The sequence below is a fragment of the Cobetia sp. 10Alg 146 genome (genome assembly GCF_029846385.1).
Taxonomy (GTDB): domain Bacteria; phylum Pseudomonadota; class Gammaproteobacteria; order Pseudomonadales; family Halomonadaceae; genus Cobetia; species Cobetia marina.
The window spans coordinates 381,722-403,232 of record NZ_JARWKT010000004.1; the positions used below are offsets into that span (position 1 = coordinate 381,722).

The following is a 21,511-nucleotide window of genomic DNA, read 5'->3' on the forward strand; positions in this document are numbered from 1 at the left end:
GCGCATGCTCGATTCGCCCCAAGTGCTTCAGCCATGACGTACTGCAGGAGCGCTAACACGCTGACAGATAACCGCATGATCCTACGCGGTTACCGAGTAGACCACCCCACGAACGAGGGTCATAAAGCCTTCAAGTGACAGGAGTCAGGAGCCGTCACGACAAACAGGCCACCTTCCATTAGCGGAAGGTGGCCTGTTTGTCGTGCTGTCATCATGTATTGAAGCATGATCAGCGCTAGCTCATAGCGTGAAGCCACCATCGACGGCGATGGCCTGCCCTGTCACATGCTCGGCCTGGGCGAGGTAGACCACCAGCTGCCCCATGTCCTCCGGTGTCTGGGCGACTCCCTGGGGTAACAGGCTCTTCTGCAGGCGCTCCCATGCAGCGGGCTCGCTTTCCCCTTCTTCGCTCCAGCGCGCGGAGAGTCCGCTCTCGCCCCGCCACATGCCGGTACCCACCACGCCCGGGCAGATCGCATTGACGGTGATGCCTTCCGCTGCGACCTCCTTGGCGACGGCATTGGTAAAGCCGATGACCGCGAACTTCGAGGCACAGTAGTGCGACAGATCAGGAAAGCCGACCTTGCCGGCCATCGAGGCCACGTTGATGATCCGCCCGAAGCCGTGTGAGCGCATCACGGCGACCTCGGCCTGAGTGCACAGGAAGGTCCCGCGGGCATTGACGTTCATGACGCGGTCCCACTCCTCCACCGTCAGCGCATCGATGGAATGGATGCCGATGATGCCGGCATTGTTGACGGCGATATCAAGTGGGCCAAGTCCGGCTTCGGCCTCTTCGATCAAGCGCCGCACGGACGCCGCATCCGAGACATCAACCCGCAGCGCCAGACACCGTCTACCCAGTGCCTCCACTTTTGCCGCCGTCTCGCGGGCGATGGCGAGATCCAGATCCGCCACCACGACATCCGCGCTCGCCTTGGCCAATGCCAGCGCGATCCCCTGACCGATACCGCGCCCGCCCCCTGTCACCAGTGCAATCTTGTCGTTCAGTTGCATGAGTCGTCTCCTGAATCTCTCACTGAAATCTGCAAATGCTGCGCTGCTGCCACGGCGCTGGCACACTGCCCAGCGCCACTGGCCTCAGCTCAGGTGGTGAACTTCCTGAAGGCCGTAGACCGGCGTCGGTATACCCTCGAGCCGCGCCTTGAGCTGCAGCGCCAGATACTGGGAATAGTGGCGGGACTGGTGCAGGTTGCCGCCGTGGAACCACAACGCCTGCTGCTGGGTCGGCTTCCACATGTTGCGCAGCTCCCCCTCCCAGGGCCCGGGGTCCTTGAGCGTATCGGAGCCCATGCCCCAGCATTTGCCGACCTTGTCGGCGACCTCCTGCGAGATGATTCGTGCCGCCCAGCCATTCATCGAGCCGTAGCCGGTGGCATAGACGATCAGATCAGCGGGCAATTCCGAGCCATCGGTCAAGGTGACCGAGCGCGGATTGATGCGCTCGATGCCGACGCCACTGCGCAGCTTGATGTCACCATTGGCGACCAGATCACAGGCGCCCACATCGATGTAGTAGCCGGAGCCGCGGCGCAGATATTTCAGGAACAGGCCCGAGTCGTCATCGCCGAAATCGAGCAGGAAGCCTGCCGCCTCCAGTCGACGGTAGTAGTCGGCGTCGCGCTTTCGGATCGCCTCGAAGATCGGGCGCTGGAAGTCAGGCAGTATCCGGTAGGGGATCGAGGCAAAGATCAGGTCCGCCTTGTGGTGATCGATGCCGTTCTGCACCGCCTGCTCGGAATAGAGCGGCCCCAGCGCCTCTTCCATCAGCGAGTTGGACTTCACCACATGCGTGGAGGAGCGCTGCAGCATGGTCACATCCGCGTCGTGCTCCCACAACGCGGCGCAGATATCGTGAGCGGAATTGTTGGCGCCCACCACGACCACCTTCTTGCCACGATAGGCATCCGGCCCCGGGTGCTGGCTGGAGTGTTGCTGCTCACCTTCGAAGGTTTCAGCCCCCGGGAAGTGCGGCACATTGGGCATACCCGACATGCCTGTGGCCAGCACCAGCTGCTTGGGACGCAAGGTCACGGGCTTGCCGTCGCGTACCACCTCGACCACCCACTCGCCGCTCGCCTCATCGAACTGAGCACTCTCACAGGTCGTGGAGTTCCAGTAATTCAGCTCCATGATCCTGGTGTACATCTCCAGCCAGTCCGCGACCTTGTCCTTGGGTGCGAACACCGGCCAGTTTGCCGGGAAGGGGATGTAAGGCATGTGGTCGTACCACACCGGATCATGCAGACACAGGGACTTGTAGCGATTGCGCCAGGCATCGCCCGCGCGCGGATTCTTGTCGATCACGATCGTCGGCACATCCATCTGTCTGAGCCTTGCGGCCAACCCGATACCGCCCTGACCGCCACCGATGATCACGCAGTACGGCTGGCGCTCGTAGCCCAGCTCAGCCTCTTCGCGCTGACGCGACTCAAGCCAGGTCTCACGTTGCTTGTTGGCACCATGCTCGGCGCCCTTGGGGCGCTGCATGCCCAGCGGCTCGGGGAATTCCTTGAGTTCACGCATGGCGGTCAACAGTGTCCAGCAGCGCCCTTCCTTCAGGCGCAACAAGCCCTTGCCACGTGCATCTGCGGTCTCGAAGGTGAACCAGGCTTCGACGATGCCGCCGGCCTCACTGGCCTCACCATCCAGTTGCCAGCGAGAGGGAGCGACATGCTCGAGGGTCGCCGCGAGCATCGACTGGATCTCGTCCTTGCCCTCTGAGGTCTTGATATTCCAGGTGAAGGCGATCAAATCGCGCCAGAAGCATTCCTCGCCAAACAACGAGAGAACCCGGGCGATATCGCGCTGAGTCAGGGAGGACTCGAAATCATCGAGCCATTGCTGAGCGATCTGAGTTGGCGTGCGTGCGGTCATGGCGTCTCTCCGCGTGTTGTTGGATGTTGTAGTCACGCCTTCCATCCAAGGCATCAAGCATGCCAGCTTCGTCATGCACGACTGACAAAGCTCGTAACCACTTGTCATCAATGACAAATATTCGCCACTACCGCACCATCACTCTCCTCGTCTCGCGGGGCATTTCACCTTCCTCGTGACAACTGTACGCCGTACGCCTGACACGTCGCGTTACACCTGTAACGCCCCGACCAAGGATGCAGGACAGGGTAATTGACGCTCCCGCCACACCGCATACGCTTGAAGGAGTACACGCCGCTTTTGCCATGGCCCCTGTCGTGACAACCGCGATTGCCACAGCCACTTTCACAAGTACCATCGCCACTATCAAAAGAGCCGTCTCAAGACGGCCAGCGCCGAGGCAGCCATGATCCGCCAACTCGAAACGATGCCGTCCGACAAGCGGCAGCATATCCAGACCCTGATGCAACTGGGCGAAGGCCGCGACGCCTTCCCTGAGACTCAGCGCGATGTCATCCGCCGTTCCTGGCAGCGCTGTCTGGAGGAATACCAGCTCGACCCGAGCCGCCCTCGCCCCGTCCGCGTTCTCACTCAGCAGGCACTGCGCGATCATCAGGAGTCGGCGGATGAGCTGCTGCACGTGGCGCGTGCCGGTGTGGATCGACTCTATAGCCAGGTCGCAGAACATGGCTATGCGCTGATCCTCACCGATCAACGCGGCATCGCGGTGGATTTTCGAGGTCAACGTGATCAGTTGAGTGAGCTGCGGCGGGCCGGGCTCTACCTCGGCTCGGACTGGAACGAGCGCTATGCCGGCACCTCGGCGGCAGGCACCTGTCTGCACGATGGCGCAGCCGTCACCTGCCATCAGCGTGAGCACTTCGATGCCACCCACATCGACCTGACCTGTACGGCGGCCCCCATCACCGATCCCCAGGGCCGTGTAATCGCCGCCCTCGACATCTCGGCGCTGAAGTCGCCCCGCCCGCAGGAGAGCCAGACCTTTGCGCTCTCCCTGGTCACCCTGCATGCCCGCATGATCGAGGATGCCTACTTCCTGCATCGCTACCGGGATTGCCTGATCCTGCGCTTCGACACGGCGCGGGAATTCGTGCACCTGAATGGTCGTGGCCTGTTTGCCATTCAGGAAGATGGCAAGGTGATCGCCGCCAATCACGAAGGCCGACGCCTGATCGATGCGCATCTTGAACGCTGGCCACCGTGGACGGTCTCCACCCTGCCCGCCGTCACACAACTGTTCGATGGAGAGCTCAATGAACTGCTGAGCATCCCGCACGCCAACCGGGATCAGATTCGTGCATTCCGCCTGCGGGCGGACGATGCCACCGTCTTCGTGACCCTGATCGAGCCGCGCGGCTATCCGGTGAAGGCTATCCCCACCGTCAGCCAGCAGGATGACCCGGTGCCCGAGCTAGACCAGCTCGCGGGAGATGACCCTTCCATGCACCGGCTGCTCAAGCTGGCGCGGCGCATGCGCCATGAGAATGTGAGCATCCTGATTCGTGGTGAGACGGGCACTGGCAAGGAAGTGTTGGCGCGGGCGCTGCATGACAGCGGGCCACGCGCCAAGGCGCCCTTCGTGGCGGTGAACTGCGCGGCCATTCCAGAATCGCTGATTGAAAGTGAGCTCTTCGGCTATCTGCCGGGTGCCTTCACGGGAGGAAGGCCCAAGGGCATGCGCGGTCTGATCCAACAAGCCAACGGTGGCACGCTGTTCCTGGATGAGATCGGCGATATGCCATTGCCGCTCCAATCACGCCTGTTGCGTGTCCTCGCCGAGCGGGAGGTGTCACCCCTGGGGGCCGAGACGCCCATCAAGGTAGATATTCGCGTCATCACTGCCACCCATCGTGATGTCACGGAGCTGATCGCCAGCGGGCAATTCCGCGAAGACCTCTACTACCGACTCAACGGCGCCGAACTCCTGCTGCCCGCGTTGCGTGAGCGTGCCGATCGTCACTACCTCATTCGCAAGCTGCATGCGGTACTGCAGGCCGAACGCGATCAGTCACTCCACCTGCGCGCCGATGCCATCAGTGCGCTGCTGTGTCATCACTGGCCGGGCAATATCCGCCAACTGCGCAATGCGATTGCCTTCGCGATGGCCACCGCGGAAGGCGATGAAATCACCCTGCATGATCTGCCGGAGGTCTGCCAGGCCAACACCGGCAGCGCCCGCGAGACTACCAGGCCGCTTGCCGCTGCCTCCCCCTTTGCATCCGGCGCTTCCTCGACCCCTGCCTCTCCAGCGTTCGCATCTGCAGGGACTGATGCGGACGCCAGCGAATTGCTCGAGCTGTTACGCCACACGGACTGGAACGTCAGCCAAGTCGCCCGCCAACTCGGCGTCTCGCGGCCCACCATCTACCGCCGCATGCGACGCCACGGCCTGGTAGCGCCCAATCATCAGCCGCTCGCCCCATGAGCCCACTGCATCTTCATGGCCGAGAATGAGGGCCATGAAGGATGCATCAGAATGTCGTGCTATGAAGTGTCAGAGGGTTGCCACGCAAGCTGGCTCGAGCGGAAGTTCGGGCCAGCGTGTGTGTTTCCATTCTTCCCCCTCTTCCCCCTCTTACCCACTCCTCGAGTCAACGTCTCTGCGGCTCACATTGCGCGCTTGCTGAGCCCGCCTACCCCCGCTCGATTCGCCTGCTTTCACAGCGGCACGAACGACGACCGCCGTCATCATGAATTTCACTCAACTTGAATATTAAAAAATCCAGTTTGTCTCATGGAGCCCGGAGCTAGATACTCACCTGCATCAGATCGTTGATGAAGACTTCCCATGGCGCTGCACTTCACCGCCGCCAGAGCCTTCACACGGAACGTGATGGCGAGCAGCGTGCCTCTCCCGGCATGGATGCGTTCTCACAGAGGGCAACCCGCTCACGAGACGCCTGAAAGATCACGGGAAGATGTCGACGACACAGTGAATTTTCTCTCTCAGGATCAGGGTGAACGGCCATGAGCAACGAATTCGGTTTCAGCATCAAGAGTCTGCGCTTCGACGAGAACTACACGCCGGCGGAAAACACCCGCCTGACCACCAATTTCGCCAACCTGGCGCGTGGTGAGAGCCGTCAGCAGAACCTGCGCAGCACGCTGAACATGATCAACAACCGATTCAATGCGCTGGCCAACTGGGACAACCCCAAGGGCGATCGTTACTCCGTCGAGCTGGACATCATCTCCGTCGAGCTGAACATCGATGCCGCGCGTTCCGACAATGCCCTGCCGATCATCGAGATCCTGCAGACCACCATCGTCGACCACCAGACGAATCAGCGCATTGACGGCGTGACCGGCAACAACTTCTCGTCTTACGTGCGCGATTATGACTTCAGCGTGCGCCTGCTGGAGCACAACAAGGGCAAGGACTCCTTCAGCGTGCCAGAGCAATTCGGCGTACTGCACGGCAATCTGTTCCAGGCCTTCGTGGGTTCTGCTGCCTACAAGGAATGCTTCAAGAAGCCGCCGGTCATCTGTATCAGCGTCTCCACCACCAAGACCTATCAGCAGACCGAGAACGTGCACCCGATCCTCGGGGTGGAATATCGCCAGGATGATGATTCCCTGACCGATGCGTACTTCAGCAAGATGGGCCTGAAGGTGCGTTACTTCATGCCGCCGGGCAGCGTTGCGCCGCTGGCCTTCTATCACACCGGCGACCTGCTCAACGATTACAGCAATCTGGAACTGATCAGCACCATCAGCACCATGGACACCTTCCAGAAGATCTATCGTCCCGAGGTCTACAACGCCAATTCCGTGGCCGGCAAATCCTATCAGGCGAGCCTGAAGCAGCAGGACCATTCACTGACGCGCATCGTGTACGACCGCGAAGAGCGCAGCCAGCTCGCCATCGAGCAGGGCAAGTTCGTGGAAGAGAGCTTCATCAAGCCTTACCAGAACCTGCTCGAGCAGTGGTCCGCCAACTGGTCCGCCAACCGATAAATTCATCATCGGTCAGCTCACTGATCCGCAAACAGCGCGCGCTGATCGACGAACGACATTCACTATCTGAACCATTCCAAGGACAAGGTTATTCATCATGACGAGATTACTCCCGACCTCCACCGCTGGCAGCCTGCCGAAACCGTCCTGGCTCGCCGAACCGGAGGTCCTCTGGTCCCCCTGGAAGCTCGAAGGTGAGGCACTGATCGCGGGCAAGCAGGATGCTCTGCGCGTCTCCCTGCAAGAGCAGCAACACGCCGGGATCGACATCGTCAGCGATGGCGAGCAATCGCGTCAGCACTTTGTCACCACCTTCATCGAACACCTGAATGGTGTGGATTTCGAGAAGCGCGAAACCGTCAAGATCCGGGATCGCTACGAAGCCAGCGTGCCGTCCGTGGTCGGCCCGGTCTCCCGCCAGAAGCCGGTGTTCGTCGAGGATGCCAAGTTCCTGCGCTCGCAGACCGATCAACCGATAAAGTGGGCACTGCCGGGGCCTATGACCATGGTCGACACCCTCTTCGATGGCCATTACAAGAGCCGCGAGAAGCTGGCGTGGGAATTCGCCAAGATCCTCAACGAAGAAGCCAAGGAACTCGAAGCGGCAGGCGTCGACATCATCCAGTTCGATGAACCGGCCTTCAACGTGTTCTTCGATGAAGTGAATGAATGGGGTATCGCCACGCTGGAGCGTGCGATCGAAGGCCTCAAGTGCGAGACCGCCATCCACATCTGCTACGGCTACGGCATCAAGGCCAACACCGACTGGAAGAACACCCTGGGCTCCGAATGGCGCCAGTACGAAGAAGCCTTCCCCAAGCTTCAGCAATCCAACATCGATATCGTCTCGCTGGAATGCCACAACTCCCACGTGCCGATGGAGCTGATCGAGCTGATCCGTGGCAAGAAGGTCATGGTCGGTGCCATCGATGTCGCCAACAACACCATCGAGACACCGGAAGAAGTCGCCGAGACCCTGCGCAAGGCACTGCAGTTCGTGGATGCCGACAAGCTCTACCCCTGCACCAACTGCGGCATGGCACCTCTCTCCCGTGAAGTCGCCCGCGGCAAGCTGCAGGCACTCAGCGCCGGCGCCTCCATCGTGCGCAAGGAACTCGAAGCGCAGCGCTGATCGCTTGGCGAGACAGAGCACGGGTTAGCACACAGCACTGACAGATAGCGCCAAGCTAGTTCCGAACCGAGTTGGCTCGACGATAGTGCTCGGGAGTGTAAGCCGCTGCGGCTGATACCGCCGCAAACAAAAATGGCCATCGTGAGTGATTCACGACGGCCATTTTTTCATCACTCTTATCCTTGTCACCCAAGCGCCCAGTCCCGCGCTATCGCTGCAGCCCCTCCCCTACGGCTGACAATTACCACCTCCCCAATCTTGCAGGACCTGTCATGTCACTCTCCGATACCGACACCAAAGCTGACACCATTATCGACCCCACCAGTTTCCGTGAAGCCCTCGGCCACTTCGCCTCCGGCATCACCATCATCACCACCCAGGTCGACGACGAACCGATCGGCTTCACCTGTCAGTCGTTCTATAGCGTCTCGATGAACCCGCCGCTGGTCTCCTTCAGCGTCAAGGCAAGCTCTTTCAGCTACCCGAAGATTCGCCAGGCAGAGCGCTTCGCCGTCAACATCCTCTCCAGCGAGCAGAGCCACGTCTCCAACCAGTTCGCCATGCGCGGCGCGGATAAATGGCAAGGCATCGACTGGCAGCTCTCTCCCCTCGGCAACCCGGTCATCAATGACAGCCTGCACTGGCTCGACTGCAAGATTCACGCAGAGCACCCAGCAGGTGATCACCTGATCGTGATCGGGGAAGTGAAAGGACTGAATCTGGATGTTGCAGGGACGGCGCGGCCATTGTTGTATTTCAAGGGGAAGTACGGGGGCTTGGCTGGGGGAGAATAAGACTGGAGAAAACTGGTCGGCTGAATCCTTCAGGATCAGACTAGGGGATTATGAGTTCGCTTTTAAAACAATAATCCACTGACATAAAAGGGGAAGCAACCGTAATCAAACGAAAGGTACATTTCTTTGGAATCATTGGATTAGCTAAGATTGAAGAGAGCATCCGAAGCTGGTGTGTGTACCAGAGATGTACCGTTTTAGAGATCCCTCCCCACTTTCGAATAGCATGCCTCTGATAGGGCGTAAAACTGCTTCTCTCAAAGGCATGCTGACCGCTTACGGTCAAAAGGGTACATCCAGACGACTTGCAAAGAGTCGAGCCCAGCCATCTCGTCACCACACTGATGAGATTTTCTCTAAGATCATTGAAGAACGTAAAGTGACAAGTAATAACCTAATCAAAGGAATCCTTTACAAGTTCCGGCAGCCGGCGCCTTATCATCTTGTATGAATTTGGAAGGCCTCTCGGCTGTAGCTCTCGGGTCGTACCAAGGACAGACTCTTGACGCTTCAGTTGCTTTCTACGATTAACGAGTATTTCTATAGTTGTACGCTCCGACTCAGGTACCAACAACCGGTCGAATAAGATACTCCTAGCCGTCTTTGAACCGACTAGATCAATATCCATCGACCAGCGAAAGCAGAATACGCCAACGGATTCAAGCACCTGCATGGCGCGCGAATGGTTGGAGAAGAAGTAATCAAGAAGTTTTTCTCTTTCATGCTCATCGGGCAGCATTTTTTCAATTAGACAGCCATTATTGAATTCTCTCTTATATCGTGGAAACCCTTTGGTGTCACGACTAACGGACAATTCGTCATGCAAATAGGGGAGAAAATAGTCTTTATCGACGACGGAAGCAAAATCAATCTTAAGTTCTTTCAGAAGATGATATGCGTGTGGCAGTGACTGCACACTATCTAGACTGATAATTGAGACACTATACTTCGAAAAACTTAGCCCGCCACTCTCAATCAAATAGCGTACTAATTCTCCGTCAATTGGACCTTCTGTTAAAATAACGTAGTCGGCAAAAAAGAACTCAGAGTTTCTTCTGCGATGAAAATTGTAATACCGATCTCTATCAATACTATTTTCAATCCAGAAGCCACTTGGCAGCTGGGTGACGGTGATTTCAAATCCTCTGGTGCTGGAAGAAACCCTTCGGCAAAGTGCAACTTCTTCATGCTCTAGGCTGTCGAGCATCACTGTGGAGTGAGTCGTGAAAAGCACCTGAAGAGGAAGCCCCTTTAGTGCCGCAAGCAGTGAACGCTGTGCTTGAGGGTGCAGGTTCTGCTCCGGCTCTTCGATTCCCAAAATGTATGTTCCGCCCAATGCCTCGGCTAGATAAGAATAGAGACCAATTGCAGCAAGGCTTTGGGTGCCGCTGCCACAGTCTACGATGTCTACAGACGTATTACCATCCACTACGCGCAGAACTAGATCTTGTATCAAGAGACTGTAGTCAGGGGGCGTTGAATAGTCCAATTCAAACTCGAACGAGCCGTTCAGGTGCGTAAGACCTCTGAGGTACTTACTCAAACTTCTGAAAGTGCGCTCCTTAATAATTGATGCAGCGTCTGTGACCTTAGGAGAAATATTGTCCCTTTTTTTCACATGATCTTTCACCCAAGTCATCACTGTCTCTTGGAGTATGCTCTCTTGCCCCCATTGAATAGCCTTTTCATTTCGAGAGACCGGAATGTAAACGTAGCGAATGTAGGTCTTTAGAGTATTCATAAAACCTTGCGGAGGCGTTTGCCATGATCCGTTATGAAAAATCTCCCAGTTGGCCGATCTCTTATACTTTAAGCGGACCCTAATATTGTTTCCGCCTACGGCTATTCTGGGCAAACTGCACACACTTGGTGCGTCTGAAAATTCCAAGTCGATAATGGCTGTCGATGTCTTTTGGAATGCATGCCTAGATGACTCGAAATGCTGACGTTCATCTTTGAAATTGAAGAAAGCATTGAGAGCCCTTAATACTGAAGATTTACCACCACTGTTTTGGCCAACCAAAGCAAGCTCTGTTCCAACTTCTATTTCAGCCTTCCGAATTCCCCTAAATTTCTCAAGGCGGATTCTTATGAGTTTCAAGCCTACCTCCTGCGTGAACCATTATGTTAGACTAAATCCTATTCGCGACTAATGTAAAAGGTCGCAATTGATTGTAGCTGGACTGCGAAAACAATGAGATTGCGCTGGACTACTTTAACCGAGGACAAAGTAGTGAATTTGCTGCAATAAGCTTATTTGTAGTGTAGTGGTCAAGTTTTTTGGACACCGAGCTTTGAGCATTCCAGTAGTTCTTTTCTGCCAAGTTCAGCGGTAACCCAGCGTTATGCTTGTGCAGCCTGAGCCTGCTGTAGTAACCGATCATATAATCAGTAACAGATCGCTTCGCCGCAGCAACATCGGGATAGCCCATCTCTGGTATCCATTCCGTTTTCAGGCTTCTGAAGAAACGCTTTGTTGGGGGCATTGTCCCAGCAATTGCCACGGCGACTGAGACTCAGCGTCATTCGGTAGCGCCAGAGCATCCGCCGGAGTGCCCGGCTGGTGTACCGGCACCCCTGATCCGAATGAAACAGGATATTCCGTGGCTCTCCACGCGGGTTTACGAGCATACAAGTCGACGACTACTGCCAGATAAGCCCAGCGTGCCCCTGTCCAAATATAGGCTTGGCCGCAGATTCTGAGTGCAACACATGAGTTTCCCTGTAAGGTATTGCGCTCATGTCATACTCAGAACTCAGCATTAGCAATCGTGCCACTATCCAGATTTGTCTCTCTCAAGGCCTGAGCCTCCAAGCCATTGCTCGATGCCTGAGTCGTTCCCCCTCCACTATCAGCCGCGAAATTCGCCGAGATAGTGTGCCGGGCAACTGCGCAAAGAGCTCATCCATTGCATGCGGCATGGCAAAAGTACGCGTAAGCCTCGCCGTGATGAGACGGGCCGCCGAGGTCAGATCCCCGACATGGTCAGCATTCACCTTCGCCCGCCCGAGGTCGACAAGCGCGAGATGCCAGGACATTGCGAAGGTGGCCTGATCAAAGGCAAAGGTAATGCTTCAGCGGTTGAAGCTCTTGTAGAGTTCAGTAATGCATACTTGATACTAGCAAAGATGCATGATGCTACTACGACTTCTGCCGTAGAAGGCTTTAGTTCCGCCCTGAATAGAAAGCCGTTGGCAACATGGAAAACTCTGACGTATGGCCAGAGACGAGAGATGGCCATGCATGCCGCTATCACGCAAAATTCTGGCGTCACCATCCACTTCTATGACCCTCGTAACCCTTTTTGGCAAGGTGGCAGCTACGAGAATATCGATGCCTAACTCACCATTACCCCCCTATGGGAGCGGATCTGTCACTGACCAGTCAGGAAGAGCTGAATGCCATTGCCTTCGAGCTGAATATGCGGCCTCGAAAACGCTTCGACTTCAAATGTCCTATCGAGGTGATGAATGAACTGATTGCAAAGCACAATGAAGGACCACCCTGATTTCAATAGGGTGGTGCACTCATAGCCTGCACCCACCTTGTCTTTTCTTACGAACGATTTACACCTCTTTTGGTCTTTCCTTTCAGACACATTAGCTTTTACCAGTGCTACCTACAAGATGCACAGCGTAGAAAACGTTCTCAATAGCTCTCGGAGCGCTTAGAAAAATAGAACCAGTCAACGACTTTTCAAGCGCTTTATCAATGCCACGAAAAAGCAACGCTTCCCTCTTTGCTTAACGCAAAATTTTCGGAAAATTTGGAACCACGTAGCAATTGAAAGTTTGTCCGAAAATAGTGACTTATTATACGCCACACTACTTAATTCCGTAGAATTTCAACGCAGCTTCTGCCAACACTGTTGTTGCTACGGAAACCCCAATATTCCAGGTTCCCTCCGTAGCTTTCTTTAAATTTGAGGCTACCCAATTCTTAGCGCCTTCACCAAAAGGCTCATCTTCACTTGTAGGCTCTTCTGCGTCGACTATTTCAGCAAACTCAGCCGCATCATCTTTCGGTATACCTGCAGCCTCAAGGAACCCCACGATCGACTCTCTATTCCGTTCTTCAACAATTACCGAGATGCTCGACCCATGGTCACCAGCGACAGCAGTGGTTACATTTCCGTAAATAATCTGTTGTGTGATTTGCTGGACCTTTTTCGAGTTGGTACGTTCCGACTTGGGAGCACCGAAGGTTATATGTACCGCCGCGGGAATAGATTTTTCAAGCTGCAATGTCAGCTCTAATATTCTACTTCTTACCGCCTGCTGGATTTCGGAAAGAGAAACACGAGATATATTTCCTGCAATTTCATTACAGGCATAGTTCTCATAAACATTGCCTTGCAATAGCAAAATCAAATTGGAAGCGTCTATACCTAAACTTCCACCATCAGCGCTTCTTTTTACCAGCTCATCAACGGCAGAAATGCTTTCCCGTATTTCATAGTTTGTCCAGCTCGCCCCAGCAAATTTTTCTATTAAGTAAGAGGGTATCGGAGCATTTTTTATACCGGAACCGAATGGACCAGAGAATGTCCCTCGGTAACTTACGCCTATGATTCGGTAATCTGGTAGCTCCGCCTCCTTTGGGTACCCCTCAGATTCATGTTTAACCCATTCCTCTAGAATCTCGCTTCCAAGTCTTGCGGCAAGAAGCCGAAGCTTTAGCAACACTGATCCTAGGTCGGACCCTTCCTGGACTACTGACTCCTGAACCTGATGCAATAGTGACAATTCTTTTCTCCATGAAATGGCACTGCGTAGCTAATACGTATAACGCCTGGCTCACGCGCCGATAAAGAGCCGCAAAGCGCCGGGGAACCGGCCGCCGTGTAGCCGATTGTTAGGGCTCAATATAGATTTGGGCGAAGCCCCTAGAACAATTCCGGTTGTGGTTTTTCACCATCATTTGAGCCACTGGCGGTGACTATTTCGATCGGTTTACCTAGTAGCATGAAGTCGGAAATTCCAAGTGGTGGTACCGTCTTCAATACACCTTCCATATCATCCATAAGTTTCTCTCTCAACTCCATCAAGAGCCTACCTAGGACGTTCTGACCAACCAATGTATCGCCGGTATTGCCCGTATCGTCTGCTACCTTTGCGCCCCAATAGTCATCCTTACGTGACTGTTCAACAATAGGTTGACTACCTGTTGCAAGCAGCAGTCGACCGAATTCCTCGTAGTTCTGTGCGAGCTTCACGCGCAGGCACCACCGCATCACTTTGTGTCTGATTTCGTCCCAATCAGGCCTTGAGTTTTTGCGATGCGGCTTGCTCTTCATCTTAGCGGTCATTGGGCTGTGCTGCCCAATGATCTGGCGCTGGACATCCGACATATGAGGATAGCGGCAAGCCTGATATAGGGCCTCTGTCGTCAAGATATGGACGCCGTTGATCTGCAAGGGGTAACCCGCCGCCATGTTGGATAGGCCACCGAAAGCCTCTTTTGTTTTATAGAAGACGACTACCTCGCTGCGGACGTAAGTTCGCAGCTGACTTTTCTCAGGTAGATCGACGTTAGAGCGTGAGATCATCGAAGATGTTCCTCAGAGAAGAGTAGCCCTCCCTCGGCAGGAGCGGATACCAGTGCAAGGCACCAGAGGTTGCCTCAGGATCACCCCACCACATAGCAATAGGACAGTTGTTCGGGCAATTTCTATACGTGACAAGCATGGAGCCAAACCCTACGCCGAAAGGACTGAAGCCGAGAGGCTTCATGGAGGACTTCGGCTTTTCACTCATGGCTCTGATCTTAGCACCAGCGATCAAGAATTCGCTCTCCAAAATCTGGCGTCCGGCCTCCGACGAGAATGGTTCAATGGGCTTTGCAGATGGTTGCCGCGGTTCGAAAGGGTATTTCGACGGTAAGGCCATGTATGCTTGAACCTCGGCCGCGCTTGGGGCTGCTGTGGGCCATAGCACTCCAGAAATGTTCTTATGTGCCTTCTGGTTCTCGATCGTCAATACTCGCCAGTATTCGACACTAATCTTCTTGCCTGAATTTGCTATGACCCTCTTTAGTTTCTGTGCTGTGAGGTACTGGCCCAAAGTGTGATAAGCAGCAACGATAACATGGACCCGTGCGCTCTGCGGTGCATCATTGACAATCCACGCTTCCAGATCATTGCCCACGCGGTTACCGCTGAACATTACATCGTCGAGGTATATAAAATCGCCTCCATCTTCTCCGCACGCTTCTAGGTCGAGACCAAATACTTCTTCGAGGCACTTCGAGAACAACTTCAGCATCTCTTTCTGGCTCTGCCCATTCTGCTGGATGTTCAACAAGTTGGCAGTTGACCAGTATCCCGCAGGATCATCTCCGGCAAGCTCCTGGTTTGTAACAAGGCTGCTCAGGAAATCCTCTACCTCATGACTAGTAATGAAGGTCTGCTTAATGACGTGGTTAAACTCACGAATGAACGGGAGCTGCTGAGCGGGCGTAAACTGCTGAAGCCAACGGTCGACATGTTCCGGCGTCGGCTCGGAAAGATCTCCTTGTCGATAGGTCCTGATCTCGTTCGCGACGGAAATGAGAAGGTCATCACGTTCACTCATCTGGTGGTCTCCTGACAATCGATAAATAATAACTCGTCACAGTATTTGCACCGACAGTCGGCTCACTGATAGGCAACCCAGTACGCATATAACTGGCATGCGCCCTAACAGTAATTAGACAGCACGCTCGTTTAATGTCTTAAAAAAAGCACTTGTTCAACATTCTTATACCGCCACATCTAACTATTGCATTTTCGTTGACATGCTATACAACACCAATGAACAAGTATGCTGCGTTTCCAGCACCGCCACTTTGGGTTGTTACTCGCCTTAACAGGCTTCTTCCTTAGCTTGCTACTCAGCACGCGAGTCACAACTCGACCTCCCCGCCAACATCTTTAGAATCAACAACACGAACTACCTGCCCGCCTCTTCGTCCTCCACAGCGGCATACTGAGCTTCTCGTAGTCGCTGAGGGCGTCTAGCACGGCGTCGATGACCTTCTTTGGGAATAGGCCGTGCTTCACCTGGGCTTAGCTGTGATTGCGGACCTGGGCCATCACCGCCTCGTTGCGCTCGATGCGGTCGGCGATACCATTGGCGAAGCGCAACTTGTCGTCGTCGCTGACTTCTGCGCCGCAGAGGTCGGTGAGCCGGTCGATAATCTCGTTAAGGCGCTGCTTCTCGAGATCGTGGTGCTTGCCTGAACCTACTTCGCTAACTAGGAACGGTCGTAACAACGGCACCATACGGGGTCTTGTGAAACCGCTGGCTTATTTTTATTTTAAAAATCGGCCTTAAGTTCCGTCTTCAGAGTGGAGAATAAACTGCATGGGTTTATCTTCAAGCACTAAATCGCCATTCGTGACCGCTTTTAGTGCATCTTTTAAACCGAAAGCTAAGTCTTCGGCCCTGCTTGAGCCCGAATTCAACGGGAGGTAGCTTGAGGGGCGAAGAAGCTAGCAGAGAAGGCCGCTACAGGGGATAAAACGGCCACACATCAAGTCAGTCTTGGTAGTGCGTGTACTTTTTTGCACTTCCCTGCACTTGGTTGGCGGGATATTTCTCCGCATTCTTCTCCATCTTCGCCCGGCATGCCGCTTCGATATCCACGTCCAGCTTGCTCGCCAGCCGGATCAGATAGAGCTGAACATCGGCAATTTCATCACGCACAGCGGCCAGTTGCTGCTCATCCAGCTCCCGAGACTGCGCTTCGGTCAGCCACTGGAAGCACTCCTGCAGCTCAGCTGCCTCCACCGTCAGCGCCATGGCCAGGTTCTTGGGCGAGTGGAACTGATCCCAGTCGCGCTCGGTCGCAAACTGATCCATGGCGTCTCGAAGCTGCTTGAACGGGTCTAACATGTTGTACTCACCTAATTTGCGTTATCGGGTAGCGCTGAGCATGCCTGCTCTGCCGCTCGCTATCCAGTCGGCATCGGCAAAGGCGTCGATCCGCCCGCCCACTCGCTTACAGCACGGAAAGAAATTCGCCGATGACCTTCAGATCCTCAAGCTCGTCCTCGAGCACGATGTCCTTGTAACCGAAGGCGTTGGTCTGGGGCTTCAGCACGATGCGCTGGTTCACGAACTCACCATACTCCTCGACTTTCTCGCTCTGATAGAGCTTGATCGTGAAGCTGCCGCCATGGTCGGGGTCCTCGATGGCGCGATGCTGTACCACGACGACCTTGCCTTGCCGTGTGCAACCAGGATTGGCGCGGAACAAACACCAAGCGCCGTTGGGGATGCGCCGATTCATAGACTCCCCCACCACCCGGCTGACAAACAGGTCGGGGCTCGCGCGCATGAAGTCCGGTATCTCAACCCAGTGCTCGGCGTCGGCGATCTGCATCTCGCTGAACCCGCCCGCGGCGATACTCAGATCGTACACGGGCACATGGCGCTCGAATGGCGCTGCCTGGTCACGCGTCACGATGGGAAGGTGCAAGCCATCCAGCGTCTCGGCCTCTTCCGTCAGCTCGGCATGCTTCAATGAGTCCTGTGAATGAGAAAAGGCAGCGAAGTATTCGCGAGTCTCTCGATCCGTGGCATAGAGGTAACAGCCCTTCTGGCCACGCGTCATCAGCGTTCGGTAGGTGTTCTTGATGATCTGATCCGCCACGGCACGAGCCTGCTCTGGTTGCTCCTTGAGCATTTTCTTGTACCCGTGAACCGAGCGGTCTTGTCCTGCTCGTTTGGCTGCGTTTGTCACCACGCGGCCGTCACGAATCACGAAGTCGTCGCCGATGATGACGCCGACGTAGTCGAACTCGAGCCCCTGGCAGGTATGGATGCAACCTACCTGCTCTGCTGATCCATCAGCGATCGCCCACAGCATGCCGTCATCATTGAGGTTCCACTGGGCAGAGAAGCCATGCTCAGGGAAGACGATGTCCATGGCATGCTGGTCCTTCTTGCTCTTCCAGGGCCAGCAGTACCCCGCTACCATCCGTGCCTTATTGGCTTTGCGGTTCTTCTCAAGAATCGCCTTGCGCAATTCGATCGGATCATCGAATACCTTGAACTCGTAATCGATACCGTCGAGGTCGGTGTTGGCGGTCGTCCGTATCTGCAGGGAATGATCCAACCAGGCGAGATAGCCATCAGAACCGTTGCAACGGAACTGTGAGGAAAGTTCGAGCTCATGCACCTCGGCGCCACATTCATCTGCCCGACGTTTGACTTCCTCAACCGTCCCGACATCCTTCAGCGTGACCCGCTGCGCTTCATCGATGAAGAAGATGGAAAATCGCGATGCCGAGATAATTTCTTTGATCTGGCTCTCGCCCAAATTCTGATACATCCCGGATTTTTCATTTAGGCGATGTGCTTCATCCACGATCAGCGCATGGAAGGTATCGGGCTCCGCGCTGACGTAGCTGCCTGAGCCCTTGAACAGATTATCGATGTGGGTCTTCTTGCGCGTGCCGGTCAGACGCTTCTTGAAGACTTCACGAGGGGCAGAGTTGCGAGACACGTACTGCGTCATCATCTCCCGGTTCGTCAGTTCGACAAGCAGATTGATCGCGACGACTGACTTGCCCGTCCCCGGCCCACCCTTCACGATCAGGCACTGCTTCTTGCCATTGCTTGCCTTGTGAGCGAGATCCACAGCGGTTTCGTAGACAAGCTTCTGCTCATCGATCATCAAGAATTCAGCATTTCCCTGCATCATCGAGCTGAGCGCATCCGCCAGATTCTTGCTCGGCTTGATCACACCGTGTTCGATGCGATACATGATGTCGTTGCTGTCACCGTACTTGATGTGCTGACTCAGAAACCTGGAGAGCTTCAAGGCATCCGGTGAGATGAAGACAGGAGCTCGATTAGTGTGATTCGCATAGAAGGGATCATTGATGGCATCGCCCTGCTTCATGTTGTGTAGATAAGCACAAGGCACCAGCCGGATCGACTCGGAGCGGACGGTCTCGTTGTAGTCCTCGATCAGCGCACCATAGGACCAGGCTTGATAGGAGGGATGGTTGGTCTCCCGCACACCGCCCCCTAACTGAGTGCGAACGATGGCATCTTTGGTCGTCACCTCAGCGGTCTGCCACTGCTTCAATTCAATGATGACAGCAGAGTCTTCACGCTGATCATTCTTGCCGGTCAGAATGAAGTCCACTCGGCGATTGGTCAGCGGAATGTTGTATTCGATGGCCACACCTGCCGAAGCGGGTATCCCCTCGTCGAGGAGAACGCTCATCATGAAGCGCAAGGAGTTCTCCCAGGAGGCCACCTCATTACGCGGCGAATTGCGGCTTAGTTTGCGTGACACCTCATTCTCAATGGCGTCAGCGATGACATTGGCCCGGACGTCGTCAATGAACTGCTGTTTGGTAGCGTTGTAAACCAGCATGCCCGTTGGGGCTCCTCTCGGTGGTGTGCATCGTTTCTCATGCCATCACACGGCTACCGCACGGCGCTTACCGCTGGGGCGAGCTCCGTCTCATGGTCTTCCACCATGGCGTCCTGCCTTGGCGAGAAATGCATATTAAATATAGGAAATTTCAAGAAACCTAATAATAGCGGAGTCAAGGCAAGCGCGAGAAGGAATCGTTAGTTCACTGCGACACACTGCGTCGCATTAACGAGACACTCAGCTCGATACCAACGCTTTCTTGCCGCATCAACTTGTGACGCGCCAGGCCTGCAATGGAGATATTCTCATGGCCTACCTGGGGGTTAACACTTGCAACAAGAGCGCTTAAGGGCCCGTAAGCAAAGAAATACGCTACCGGACGTGGAGCTTCCACCGGGCAGTATGTCACCGCCATATCCATCTGATCATTGTGGCGTCCAGATGCCCGCCATCGGTTAAACCCCGCGCCTGCAGGGATCGGCTGTCGCCCTTGCGGGTACCGCGAAGCCCCTTCGGTTGAGCCCCGCACCTGCTGGGATCGGACCAATGCCAGCGTGCCGCGCCGTTGCACAACCGATTGAGCCCCGCGCCTGCGGGGATCGGTGATGCCACTGCATGCTGCCCAGATCGCCGTCCGGTTGAGCCCCGCGCCTGCGGGGATCGGGCGATGCCCTCCACGCGGGTGGTTACCTGGGCCGGTTGAGCCCCGCGCCTGCGGGGATCGGCATGGTAGAAACCGGGCCGCCGGGGCCTTGTTCGGTTGAGCCCCGCGCCTGCGGGGATCGGCGTAGGCCAAAGGCCACTTCCACATAGCCCACCGGTTGAGCCCCGCGCCTGCGGGGATCGGCTGTTTTACATTGACGTCAATAACACGGCCCACGGTTGAGCCCCGCGCCTGCGGGGATCGGGCTACCTGTTCGATTCGGCCCACACCCATCTTGGGTTGAGCCCCGCGCCTGCGGGGATCGGTCGCAGGATGAACTCGACACCGGTCTCCAGGCCGGTTGAGCCCCGCGCCTGCAGGGATCGGGCCTGCGGCAGCATTTCCTCGAACACGTATTCCGGTTGAGCCCTGCGCCTGCGGGGATCGGGTATCGAACGTCACCAGACTGATCTTCGCTGGCGGTTGAGCCCCGCGCCTGCGGGGATCGGATTGATGCAAAGTGGACCACACGGCCCTGAGCCGGTTGAGCCCCGCGCCTGCGGGGATCGGTTGCAGGTTCTCGACACCGGCCATGATGGTGGCGGTTGAGCCCCGCGCCTGCGGGGATCGGGGTTGCATACGAGTCGTTCCAGTGCTGGTTGGCGGTTGAGCCCCGCGCCTGCGGGGATCGGTCTGTTCTTCCCTGGCCAACAGTTCCCGCTCCCGGTTGAGCCCCGCGCCTGCGGGGATCGGCTCTCAATGCGATCACCTCTCCCTCTCAATACCGGTTGAGCCCCGCGCCTGCGGGGATCGGGCGCTGTCTCTCCAGCTGTCACACCACTTGCCCGGTTGAGCCCCGCGCCTGCGGGGATCGGCTCGGCAGCGGATTGGAATCGTAGTCGCCTACCGGTTGAGCCCCGCGCCTGCGGGGATCGGGGCCGTATATCAAGCTGAGTGAAGGCGAGACGCGGTTGAGCCCCGCGCCTGCGGGGATCGGTCCGTGGCAGGGCCGTTCTCCTTGAAGCCCAGCGGTTGAGCCCCGCGCCTGCGGGGATCGGTGAATGGCCGTGACCTTCATGCCCTCTGTGACCGGTTGAGCCCCGCGCCTGCGGGGATCGGATCCTCGGCCAGTGCATACTCGGCCGTGCCCAGGGTTGAGCCCCGCGCCTGCGGGGATCGGTGATCAACCAGCCCCATCTGGTGGCCCAGCGACGGTTGAGCCCCGCGCCTGCGGGGATCGGGGACATTTCCGGCCCGAGATCACCGAGGTGTACGGTTGAGCCCCGCGCCTGCGGGGATCGGTTCTGCTCGGCGTGTGTCAGGCGGAATCTCACCGGTTGAGCCCCGCGCCTGCGGGGATCGGCCTCTCCAAAGCAGACGAGCCCCTCCCTCCGGCGGTTGAGCCCCGCGCCTGCGGGGATCGGGATTGAGGCCAAGTCGAGTGCTGGGCGGATCCCGGTTGAGCCCCGCGCCTGCGGGGATCGGGTGACCGAGGCGGAACGCTCGGCCATTGATGCCGGTTGAGCCCCGCGCCTGCGGGGATCGGGGCACTCGCATAGTGGTACGAGTCGGGATAGTCGGTTGAGCCCCGCGCCTGCGGGGATCGGACCATGTTGGTGGATGCGAAGCGCTCGATGTACGGTTGAGCCCCGCGCCTGCGGGGATCGGCCCATGACGACGCCGACCATCAG

13 protein-coding genes, 2 pseudogenes and 1 CRISPR repeat array (1 of these 16 only partly in view) are annotated in these 21,511 nt (G+C 56.3%); of the genes and pseudogenes, 5 read left to right on the forward strand and 10 right to left on the reverse strand.

Annotation, left to right across the window (positions count from 1 at the left end; translation table 11 throughout):
• Nucleotides 1-240: 240 nt before the first annotated feature.
• Both QD172_RS09885 and QD172_RS09890 read right to left on the reverse strand, forming a co-directional pair.
• Nucleotides 241-1,017 carry an SDR family NAD(P)-dependent oxidoreductase gene (locus tag QD172_RS09885; protein ID WP_279855667.1) on the reverse strand — a complete coding sequence of 259 codons (777 nt, stop codon included), beginning with the start codon at nucleotides 1,015-1,017 and terminating at the stop codon, nucleotides 241-243.
• Nucleotides 1,018-1,101: 84 nt separating this feature from the next.
• Nucleotides 1,102-2,898: an NAD(P)/FAD-dependent oxidoreductase gene (locus tag QD172_RS09890; protein WP_279855668.1), complete on the reverse strand. Its 1,797-nt coding sequence runs from the start codon at nucleotides 2,896-2,898 to the stop codon at nucleotides 1,102-1,104.
• Between the two features lie 406 nt (nucleotides 2,899-3,304).
• Here QD172_RS09890 and QD172_RS09895 point away from each other — a divergent pair, with 406 nt between their 5' ends.
• The 4 genes from QD172_RS09895 (at nucleotide 3,305) to QD172_RS09910 (ending at nucleotide 8,802) form a co-directional block, all read left to right on the forward strand.
• Complete coding sequence (locus QD172_RS09895; protein WP_279855669.1) at nucleotides 3,305-5,344, forward strand: sigma-54-dependent Fis family transcriptional regulator; 2,040 nt, start codon at nucleotides 3,305-3,307, stop codon at nucleotides 5,342-5,344.
• A gap of 542 nt (nucleotides 5,345-5,886) precedes the next feature.
• A complete protein-coding gene (locus tag QD172_RS09900; RefSeq protein WP_279855670.1) occupies nucleotides 5,887-6,876 on the forward strand; it encodes a DUF1852 domain-containing protein in 990 nt (329 codons plus the stop codon).
• A gap of 97 nt (nucleotides 6,877-6,973) precedes the next feature.
• The gene (locus tag QD172_RS09905) at nucleotides 6,974-8,008 is read left to right on the forward strand and encodes a methionine synthase (RefSeq protein WP_279855671.1); all 1,035 of its coding nucleotides are present in this window, start codon (nucleotides 6,974-6,976) and stop codon (nucleotides 8,006-8,008) included.
• A gap of 272 nt (nucleotides 8,009-8,280) precedes the next feature.
• Nucleotides 8,281-8,802 (forward strand): flavin reductase family protein, encoded by a 522-nt coding sequence (locus QD172_RS09910; protein WP_279855672.1) that lies wholly within the window; start codon nucleotides 8,281-8,283, stop codon nucleotides 8,800-8,802.
• A gap of 394 nt (nucleotides 8,803-9,196) precedes the next feature.
• Here the strand turns inward: QD172_RS09910 and QD172_RS09915 are convergent, their stop codons facing one another.
• Both QD172_RS09915 and QD172_RS09920 read right to left on the reverse strand, forming a co-directional pair.
• Nucleotides 9,197-10,903, reverse strand: a complete 1,707-nt coding sequence (locus QD172_RS09915; RefSeq protein WP_279855673.1) for an AAA family ATPase — start codon at nucleotides 10,901-10,903, stop codon at nucleotides 9,197-9,199.
• 202 nt (nucleotides 10,904-11,105) lie between these two features.
• Nucleotides 11,106-11,485: pseudogene (locus QD172_RS09920) on the reverse strand (integrase core domain-containing protein); the annotation flags it as partial.
• A gap of 57 nt (nucleotides 11,486-11,542) precedes the next feature.
• Here QD172_RS09920 and QD172_RS09925 point away from each other — a divergent pair.
• Nucleotides 11,543-12,311, forward strand: a pseudogene (locus QD172_RS09925) (IS30 family transposase).
• Nucleotides 12,312-12,627: 316 nt separating this feature from the next.
• Here the strand turns inward: QD172_RS09925 and QD172_RS09930 are convergent.
• From QD172_RS09930 to QD172_RS09955, 6 genes are all read right to left on the reverse strand, one after another.
• Nucleotides 12,628-13,548 (reverse strand): hypothetical protein, encoded by a 921-nt coding sequence (locus tag QD172_RS09930; protein ID WP_279855674.1) that lies wholly within the window; start codon nucleotides 13,546-13,548, stop codon nucleotides 12,628-12,630.
• 140 nt (nucleotides 13,549-13,688) lie between these two features.
• The gene (locus tag QD172_RS09935; RefSeq protein ID WP_279855675.1) at nucleotides 13,689-14,351 is read right to left on the reverse strand and encodes an NADAR family protein; all 663 of its coding nucleotides are present in this window, start codon (nucleotides 14,349-14,351) and stop codon (nucleotides 13,689-13,691) included.
• Nucleotides 14,335-15,375 (reverse strand): hypothetical protein, encoded by a 1,041-nt coding sequence (locus tag QD172_RS09940; protein WP_279855676.1) that lies wholly within the window; start codon nucleotides 15,373-15,375, stop codon nucleotides 14,335-14,337. The genes QD172_RS09935 and QD172_RS09940 overlap by 17 nt, the downstream gene beginning before the upstream one ends.
• Before the next feature lie 473 nt (nucleotides 15,376-15,848).
• Nucleotides 15,849-16,064, reverse strand: coding sequence for a hypothetical protein (locus QD172_RS09945; protein ID WP_279855677.1), 216 nt, complete (start codon nucleotides 16,062-16,064; stop codon nucleotides 15,849-15,851).
• 256 nt (nucleotides 16,065-16,320) lie between these two features.
• On the reverse strand, nucleotides 16,321-16,677 hold the full coding sequence (locus tag QD172_RS09950; RefSeq protein WP_279855678.1) for a nucleotide pyrophosphohydrolase: 357 nt from the start codon (nucleotides 16,675-16,677) through the stop codon (nucleotides 16,321-16,323).
• 106 nt (nucleotides 16,678-16,783) lie between these two features.
• Nucleotides 16,784-19,174 carry a DNA/RNA helicase domain-containing protein gene (locus QD172_RS09955; RefSeq protein ID WP_279855679.1) on the reverse strand — a complete coding sequence of 797 codons (2,391 nt, stop codon included), beginning with the start codon at nucleotides 19,172-19,174 and terminating at the stop codon, nucleotides 16,784-16,786.
• 455 nt (nucleotides 19,175-19,629) lie between these two features.
• A CRISPR array of direct repeats spans nucleotides 19,630-21,511; the repeat unit is 28 nt; unit sequence GGTTGAGCCCCGCGCCTGCGGGGATCGG; it runs 2,174 nt beyond the window's last position.

Bases quoted from the DNA above. Each gene is read 5' to 3' on its own strand.
- QD172_RS09955 (WP_279855679.1), bottom strand. From the start codon at position 19,174: ATGCTGGTTTACAACGCTACCAAACAGCAGTTCATTGACGACGTCCGG.
- QD172_RS09895 (WP_279855669.1), top strand. From the start codon at position 3,305: ATGATCCGCCAACTCGAAACGATGCCGTCCGACAAGCGGCAGCATATC.
- QD172_RS09940 (WP_279855676.1), bottom strand. From the start codon at position 15,375: ATGAGTGAACGTGATGACCTTCTCATTTCCGTCGCGAACGAGATCAGG.
- QD172_RS09890 (WP_279855668.1), bottom strand. From the start codon at position 2,898: ATGACCGCACGCACGCCAACTCAGATCGCTCAGCAATGGCTCGATGAT.
- QD172_RS09905 (WP_279855671.1), top strand. From the start codon at position 6,974: ATGACGAGATTACTCCCGACCTCCACCGCTGGCAGCCTGCCGAAACCG.
- QD172_RS09935 (WP_279855675.1), bottom strand. From the start codon at position 14,351: ATGATCTCACGCTCTAACGTCGATCTACCTGAGAAAAGTCAGCTGCGA.
- QD172_RS09885 (WP_279855667.1), bottom strand. From the start codon at position 1,017: ATGCAACTGAACGACAAGATTGCACTGGTGACAGGGGGCGGGCGCGGT.
- QD172_RS09945 (WP_279855677.1), bottom strand. From the start codon at position 16,064: ATGGTGCCGTTGTTACGACCGTTCCTAGTTAGCGAAGTAGGTTCAGGC.
- QD172_RS09950 (WP_279855678.1), bottom strand. From the start codon at position 16,677: ATGTTAGACCCGTTCAAGCAGCTTCGAGACGCCATGGATCAGTTTGCG.
- QD172_RS09910 (WP_279855672.1), top strand. From the start codon at position 8,281: ATGTCACTCTCCGATACCGACACCAAAGCTGACACCATTATCGACCCC.
- QD172_RS09900 (WP_279855670.1), top strand. From the start codon at position 5,887: ATGAGCAACGAATTCGGTTTCAGCATCAAGAGTCTGCGCTTCGACGAG.